Annotated in this window: 7 protein-coding genes and 1 pseudogene; 5 read left to right on the top strand and 3 right to left on the bottom strand. The window is 62.3% G+C overall.

The window, feature by feature from the left end; translation table 11 throughout:
* The 3 genes and pseudogenes from IOD40_RS19800 to IOD40_RS19790 form a co-directional block, all read left to right on the top strand.
* Positions 1-542: DUF3363 domain-containing protein (locus IOD40_RS19800; protein ID WP_139156203.1), on the top strand; the 542-nt coding region annotated here is incomplete at its 5' end.
* Between the two features lie 216 nt (positions 543-758).
* Positions 759-1,973: a chloramphenicol/florfenicol efflux MFS transporter FloR gene (gene floR / locus IOD40_RS19795; protein ID WP_084929431.1), complete on the top strand. Its 1,215-nt coding sequence runs from the start codon at positions 759-761 to the stop codon at positions 1,971-1,973.
* 93 nt (positions 1,974-2,066) lie between these two features.
* A pseudogene (locus IOD40_RS19790) lies at positions 2,067-2,183 on the top strand (DUF3363 domain-containing protein); the annotation flags it as partial.
* Here IOD40_RS19790 and tetR(G) read toward each other — a convergent pair.
* A complete protein-coding gene (gene tetR(G) / locus IOD40_RS19785) occupies positions 2,180-2,806 on the bottom strand; it encodes a tetracycline resistance transcriptional repressor TetR(G) (protein ID WP_000163574.1) in 627 nt (208 codons plus the stop codon). The pseudogene IOD40_RS19790 and the gene tetR(G) sit on opposite strands and share 4 nt — an antisense overlap.
* A gap of 103 nt (positions 2,807-2,909) precedes the next feature.
* On the opposite strand from tetR(G), the gene tet(G) reads away from it, so the two are divergent.
* Together tet(G) and IOD40_RS19775 are read left to right on the top strand one after the other, a co-directional pair.
* Positions 2,910-4,085: a tetracycline efflux MFS transporter Tet(G) gene (gene tet(G), locus IOD40_RS19780; RefSeq protein ID WP_001257840.1), complete on the top strand. Its 1,176-nt coding sequence runs from the start codon at positions 2,910-2,912 to the stop codon at positions 4,083-4,085.
* Positions 4,086-4,174: 89 nt separating this feature from the next.
* Positions 4,175-4,897, top strand: coding sequence for a LysR family transcriptional regulator (locus IOD40_RS19775; protein ID WP_223151157.1), 723 nt, complete (start codon positions 4,175-4,177; stop codon positions 4,895-4,897).
* Between the two features lie 91 nt (positions 4,898-4,988).
* On the opposite strand, the gene IOD40_RS19770 is transcribed toward IOD40_RS19775, so the two are convergent.
* Together IOD40_RS19770 and IOD40_RS19765 are read right to left on the bottom strand one after the other, a co-directional pair.
* The gene (locus tag IOD40_RS19770) at positions 4,989-6,521 is read right to left on the bottom strand and encodes an IS91-like element ISCR3 family transposase (protein WP_001747814.1); all 1,533 of its coding nucleotides are present in this window, start codon (positions 6,519-6,521) and stop codon (positions 4,989-4,991) included.
* Positions 6,522-6,747: 226 nt separating this feature from the next.
* A partial coding sequence (locus IOD40_RS19765; RefSeq protein ID WP_124235010.1) for a TCP-1/cpn60 chaperonin family protein occupies positions 6,748-7,199 on the bottom strand: 452 nt, incomplete at its 5' end.

The raw sequence follows: 7,199 nt of genomic DNA, 5'->3' as shown, positions 1-7,199 counted from the left end.
ACGCGCTCGACGAGATTGTGCGGTTCTTCGAGGCGCGGGTTTCCGCCTTGCGACGGAGCGGGGTCGCTGCCGACCGGCTCATCCTCGATCCGGGGATGGACCGGCGATTGGTCCATGGCGAAACGGCCGACCTTGCGCCGACCGGCTTCGGGCAACAGGTCCGCGAAGCCATGGACCAGCGCCGCGAGCATCATATCGAACAGCGCGACGCCACGCGCAACAGGGACGGCCGAATCTTCTACCGGCGCAATCTTCTCGCCACCCTGCGCGAGCGGGAAGTTGCGCGCGCCGGTGCGGAGATGGCCGAGGGCAAGGCGCTGCCGTTCCGCGCCGCCAAGGATGGTGAGAGTGTCAGCGGCAAGTTCACCGGGACTGTCCAGCTAACGAGCGGCAAGTTCGCCATCGTGGAAAAGAGCCACGAGTTCACCCTTGTCCCGTGGCGGCCGATCATCGACCGCCAGCTCGGCCGCGAGGTCGCGGGTATCATGCAGGGCGGTTCGGTGTCGTGGCAGTTAGGGCGGCAGCGGGGGTTGGGGCTATAGGAGCCAACGATACCGCATTGCAACGCAACAACTAATTCGATAAGAGCTGCTATTCAATTTCGTAATCGTGGAGCCATCAGCATGGGAAATTCCAAGTCAGCAGACAAGTAAGCCGCAACATCAGAATTGTTGTTGCGGCGCTCTGTAAGACCAATCCCATCTGATTGCTGACGAGCAGACGCTGCCCGGTATCCTTAATCGAGCGGTTGATTCGTCATGACCACCACACGCCCCGCGTGGGCCTATACGCTGCCGGCAGCCTTGCTGCTTATGGCTCCCTTCGACATCCTCGCCTCGCTGGCGATGGATATTTATCTTCCAGTCGTTCCGGCGATGCCGGGCGTCCTGAACACGACTCCATCCATAATCCAACTCACGTTGAGCCTCTACATGGTGATGCTCGGTGTGGGCCAAGTGATCTTTGGGCCACTCTCCGATCGCGTCGGGCGACGGCCGATCCTGCTTGTAGGCGCAACGGCTTTCGTTGCTGCGTCTCTGGGAGCGGCTTGTTCTTCAACTGCATTAGCCTTTGTTGCGTTTCGTCTGGTTCAGGCTGTTGGAGCATCGGCCATGCTGGTGGCCACCTTCGCGACCGTGCGCGACGTATATGCCAATCGTCCCGAAGGTGCCGTCATCTACGGCCTTTTCAGTTCGATGCTGGCGTTCGTGCCTGCGCTCGGCCCTATAGCCGGTGCGCTGATCGGCGAGTTTTGGGGATGGCAGGCGATCTTCATCACACTGGCTGCACTGGCTTCGCTCGCACTCTTAAACGCCAGTTTCAGGTGGCATGAAACCCGACCGTTGGATCAGGCCAGAACGCAACGATCTGTTTTGCCGATCTTCGCGAGTCCGGCCTTTTGGGTTTACACGGTCGGATTTAGTGCCGGCATGGGCACATTCTTCGTTTTCTTCTCGACAGCCCCCCGTGTTCTCATAGGCCAAGCCGGCTATTCCGAGATCGGATTTAGCTTGGCCTTCGCGACTGTCGGGCTGGTCATGGTCACGACAACCCGCTTCGCAAAGTCCTTCGTTGCCAAATGGGGTATCGCGGGATGCGTAGCGCGCGGGATGGCGTTGCTCGTTTCCGGCGCGATCCTGTTGGGGATCGGCCAACTTTTCGGATCGCCGTCATTTTTCAGCTTCATCCTGCCGATGTGGGTTGTCGCGGTCGGCATTGTCTTCACGGTGTCCGTTACCGCCAACGGCGCACTTGCGCAGTTCGACGACATCGCTGGATCAGCGGTTGCGTTCTACTTCTGCATCCAAAGCCTGATAGTCAGTATCGTCGGGACATTGGCGGTGACGCTGTTAAACGGCGATACAGCGTGGCCCGTGATTTGTTACGCCACGGCAATGGCAGTGCTGGTGTCGTTGGGGCTGGCGCTCCTTCGATCCCGTGATGCTGCCACCGAGAAGTCGCCAGTCGTCTAGCCGACGACTGGAAGCAAGCCCGCTCCGATGCGGCGCAATAATCTTCGAAACCTCGTGAATGGCGGTATCCTGTCTGGCAAGATACCGCTCATTTCCCTTGTCCCGTGGCGGCCGGTCATCGACCGCCAGCTCGGCCGTGAGGTCATGGGCATCGTGCAAAGCGGATCGGTGTCGTGGCAGTTGGGGCGGCAAAGGGGCATAAGCCTCTAATCTGTTGTAGATGAACGCAGCCGCTCGAAACCAGCGATGAGGCTGTCGAGTCCGAAGTTGAACGCAGCATCCATGCCGTCTGTTTCCAACTCGTGAAACAGATCGTGCAGGAAGGACGACGGTGCTTGCTCGGACACATCTGGCCTGTCCGGAACTCTCTCATCGGCATCAGATGCCTGCTGCTCGAGAACGGAACCGACCACATAGTGACTGACCGCCCGGAGCGCCCAAACGGCGCGCTTCGGACAAAAGCCCTCCGCGCAGAGAAAGCGTATTTGCGTCTCGGCGGTGCCAAAATTCGGTTCTGTCGGTCGAGTGCCGGCATGGATACGCGCGCCGTCCCGATAAGAGAGCAACGCCGTTCTGAAGCTCAGGGCATTCTCTTTCAGGAACACCCGCCAGTCCTCATTCTCTTCGGGTAGCGAGCGGGTATGGCGTTCCGCCAGCATCGCCTCGGCGAGCGCATCAAGCAGCGCTCGCTTGTTCTGGAAATGCCAGTAAAGCGCAGGCTGCTGAACCTTGAGGCGTTCAGCGAGCTTCCGCGTCGTCAGGCTGTCCATGCCAACCTCGTTCAACAGCTCTAGCGCCGCCGCGATCACGGTGCCCTTGTCCAGTTTGGTCATTCACGTTCCTTCGCCAGTGCTTGACAATTTATCACCGATAAGTTATATGTCCATCTCCTTATCGTTGATAAAGTCGCTCCATTGAGCGGCGCTGGAGTTTCAGGTGCGCAGCTCTGCCATCATTGCCCTGCTGATCGTGGGTCTTGACGCCATGGGTCTCGGCCTCATCATGCCCGTCCTTCCGACGCTTCTGCGTGAGCTTGTGCCAGCAGAGCAGGTCGCTGGACACTATGGTGCCTTGCTGTCGCTCTATGCATTGATGCAGGTCGTCTTCGCGCCCATGCTTGGACAGCTTTCGGATTCTTACGGTCGGCGTCCGGTACTTCTGGCTTCTCTTGCAGGAGCCGCAGTCGATTACACGATTATGGCATCAGCGCCGGTCTTATGGGTGCTCTATATCGGCCGACTCGTGTCCGGCGTCACGGGCGCAACCGGAGCTGTAGCAGCCTCAACCATTGCCGATTCGACGGGGGAAGGTTCTCGCGCACGCTGGTTCGGCTACATGGGGGCCTGTTATGGGGCGGGCATGATTGCCGGGCCAGCACTTGGTGGCATGCTCGGTGGTATCTCTGCTCATGCCCCGTTTATCGCCGCCGCCCTTCTCAACGGGTTCGCGTTCCTGCTTGCCTGCATTTTCCTCAAGGAGACTCATCACAGCCATGGCGGGACCGGAAAGCCGGTTCGCATCAAACCATTCGTTCTGTTACGGCTGGATGATGCATTGCGCGGGCTAGGTGCGCTTTTCGCAGTTTTCTTCATTATTCAACTGATCGGCCAAGTGCCTGCAGCCCTATGGGTCATATATGGCGAGGACCGTTTTCAGTGGAACACCGCGACCGTTGGTTTGTCGCTCGCGGCGTTTGGGGCAACACATGCGATCTTCCAAGCGTTTGTTACCGGCCCGCTTTCAAGCCGGCTTGGAGAGCGGCGCACGCTGCTGTTTGGCATGGCTGCGGATGCGACTGGCTTCGTTCTTCTGGCTTTTGCCACGCAGGGATGGATGGTGTTCCCGATTCTGTTGCTGCTTGCCGCCGGGGGTGTTGGCATGCCGGCCTTGCAGGCAATGCTCTCAAACAATGTCAGCAGTAACAAGCAAGGGGCTTTGCAAGGAACGCTAACGAGCCTCACCAATCTAAGCTCTATCGCAGGACCGCTTGGCTTCACAGCACTCTATTCTGCCACCGCCGGGGCATGGAACGGTTGGGTTTGGATTGTCGGCGCGATCCTCTATTTAATATGTCTGCCAATACTACGCAGACCATTCGCAACTTCATTGTGATTTAGTCATGGCGATTTGGCATGCGTAGACTTAGGAGAAATGACGGATTAAATCTGTTGAGCAATCATCTCCTTTCGGGGCGAGTGCCAATGATGACCTTAGTTCACACTCTCGCTGTCGCCGAATATCTCAACTTCCGTCACGCCGCCAACGCGCTCGGCGTTGCACAGTCCAGCGTCAGCGCCCGCGTGAAGGCACTGGAAGAAGACCTCGGCATCCTCTTGTTCGAGCGTCATGCGCGCGGCGTTCGGCTGACCGAGGCCGGACGCCATTTCGTCGAGCGGATAGCCGTAGGTATTGACCAACTCGACCATGCGGTGAAAACCGCCGGCATGGCGGCAGCCGGAGAAAGCGGCCGGCTTCGTATCGGTATCCATGCCCTGATTCCGCATAGCTTCCTCGCAAAGCTGATCGGCCAATACCGCAAGGATTACCCCGATGTTGAAGTCGAGATCGCCGAAGGCCCGGCCCGTGAAGCGGTGGTGCAGCTTCGCGCCGGCAGGTTGGACGTGGCGTTCGTCGCGGGCACGCCCCAACCACCCGACTGCCATTCCCGTCGCACATGGACCGAACCGCTCTTGGCGGTGCTACCGGAACGGCATCCGCTCGCCAAGCGGTCAGCCGTCACATGGCCCGATTTGGCAGGCGAGACGTTCCTTGCGTATAGGAAGTTCAAACGCCCTTTTCGGGCAGTCTGCTGGGTAGGCGGCGGTCGCGCAAGCCCCGTTTTGGGCACGGATCGGACGTCTGTGAGTGGGATTTCGGCATCGCGGGGCCACGCAGCGGCGTTGTCAGCAGCCATGCTTCGCTGATTCCCGACAGCGGGCCGAGCGCCGCCCTGCGGATCGTGGCCGCATCGGCTCGGATTCCGGTTTCGCCGTCGGCTGTGCAGCCGGCAGATCGTCACGCGGCTTGCACTGGCGGCGCGCGCGCTGCGGGCCTGTAGTGCGCTTCTTCCCGCGCGCCGTGCTTCTCGAAGTGGGCGAGGATGGCGCGGATGGCGGTGGGTTCCTCGATGCTGGCGACGATCCGCACGGTGCCACCGCAGTGGACGCAGGCGGTGACGTCGATGGAAAAGACCCGCTTGAGCCGTTGCGCCCAGCTCATCGCACGGCGCTTCTCCTCGGGGCTGCGCGGCGCGTCGTGGGCGCTGACGTCCACTGGCGCCGCATCGCCCGCAGGCCGCTTGCCGCGCCCCGAGGGCGTCAGCTGCGCACGCAGGTTTGCATTCGGGGCGAATACGCCGTGGAAGCGGGTGAGATGCGCGCGAGGTGGCGGGACCAGCGCCGCCAGCTTGGCGATGAAATCCACCGGATCCCATTCCACATGCGTGGTGCCATTGCGCCACGGGGTCTTGAGCTGGTAACGCACCCTGCCCTGGAGCGCTATCGACAGCCGCTTCTCGCTGATCGCCGGGCGCGTGATGTAGCGGCACAGCTTTTCCAGCTTGTGGCTTTCGTGTGCTTCGGCCGCCACGCCGGCATGCAGTGAGAAGCCGCCGACCTTGCCGGCTTCGCCCTCCAGCGAACCGGCGTCACCGGGCAGCGTTTGCAGCGTGACGACCTTGCAGCCAGCGTCGCGGCCGGTGGCGATGCGGTAGGTGATCGAACTCATCCGCAGCCCATCCATGCTGTCGTCGCCTGCAGCGCTGTCTGCCAGGAAGGCCGATTCGCCCTCCCCTTCGAGCCAGCCTTTGCGCGTCAGGTGCCGACACACCCGGTGCGCGATGGTAGCTGCCAGCTGGGTCAACTGCGCGGTGGTGGGCGCACGGGCGCGGTGCAGGCGCAGTTCGCGCCGCGGCAGCTCGGTGGCTTCCACGTACACGCCGTCGAGCCACAGCATGTGGAAGTGGATGTTCAGGTTCAGCGCGCTGCCGAAACGCTGGATCAGCGTCACCGCGCCGCACTGGGCGCTGGCGCGGTCGATGCCGGCTTGATCGGCCAACCAGCCGGCGATCACGCGCTGCACGATGCCCAGCACCGGGCCAATGGCTTCTGGCTTGCTGGCGAACAGGAAACGCAAGGGGTACGGAAAGCTCAGCACCCATTGCCGCACAGGCCGCGGGCCGAACACCTCCTCGACCAGGTGCCGCGCACTCTCGGCCATGCGTCGCGCGCCGCAACTCGGGCAGAACCCGCGCTTCTTGCAGGAGAAGGCCACCAGCCTCTCTGCACGGCAGTGCTCGCACACCACCCGCAGGAAGCCGTGCTCGAGTACGCCGCAACGCAGGTAGGCATCGAACGCCTCGCGGACATACCCGGGCAGCGAGCGGCCCTCCGCTTCGATCCGTGCAATGAAGTCCGGGTAGTGCGCCTCTACCAACGCGTACAGCAGCGTGCGCTCGGGCGCGTGGCGCGCGTACCGCGAACCGGTGTGGGCGGACGGCAGTGGCGCGCATCCCGCGGCTTGCCGCCGGGATGTGGCGAGGCGCGGCACGCAGCGCTCCGGTGCGGGGACGGCTGCTCAGTGTTGCGCCTGTGTTCGCACGTTCGTATCGGTGCGTTCTGATCTTCGCGTCAGACATTGCCGCGGCGCGGGCACAACAAAAAGCCCGGCATCGCTGCCGGGCTCCGGCCCCGTCCTTGGGGCCTTGATGTCGGGTCGTTGCCGGGATCGGACCGCGCTGGCGCGGTCCGGTTCCCTGACGACCGGGCCAACCGGATCAGAAATCCATGCCGCCCATGCCGCCCATACCGCCAGCACCCGGCATGGCCGGCTCTTCCTTCTTCGGCACTTCGGCCACGACCACTTCGGTCGTGATCGCAAGGCCGGCGACGGAAGCGGCGTGCTGCAGGGCCGAGCGGGTCACCTTGGTCGGGTCCAGGATGCCCATGGCGATCATGTCGCCGAACTCGCCGGTGGCGGCGTTGTAGCCGTAGCTGCCTTCGCCGGCCTTGACGTTGGCCACGATCACGCTCGGTTCTTCACCGGCGTTGGCCACGATGGCGCGCAGCGGGGCTTCCAGCGCACGGCGGGTGATGGCGATGCCCAGGTTCTGGTCTTCGTTGATGCCCTGCCAGGGCAGATCCGTGCACAGCACCTTGCCGTAGAAGAACAGCAAGGCCGCCAATGCCTGACGATGCGTGGAGACCGAAACCTTGCGCTCGTTCGCCA

The organism is Aquamicrobium zhengzhouense (genome assembly GCF_016124105.1).
Taxonomy (GTDB): Bacteria; Pseudomonadota; Alphaproteobacteria; order Rhizobiales; family Rhizobiaceae; genus Aerobium; species Aerobium zhengzhouense.
The sequence above is the reverse complement of the archived record's forward strand: the minus strand, read 5'-3'. Positions and strand labels throughout refer to the sequence as shown.

Coding starts and splice junctions, on each gene's coding strand:
- floR (WP_084929431.1), top strand. CDS start 759: ATGACCACCACACGCCCCGCGTGGGCCTATACGCTGCCGGCAGCCTTG.
- IOD40_RS19775 (WP_223151157.1), top strand. CDS start 4,175: ATGATGACCTTAGTTCACACTCTCGCTGTCGCCGAATATCTCAACTTC.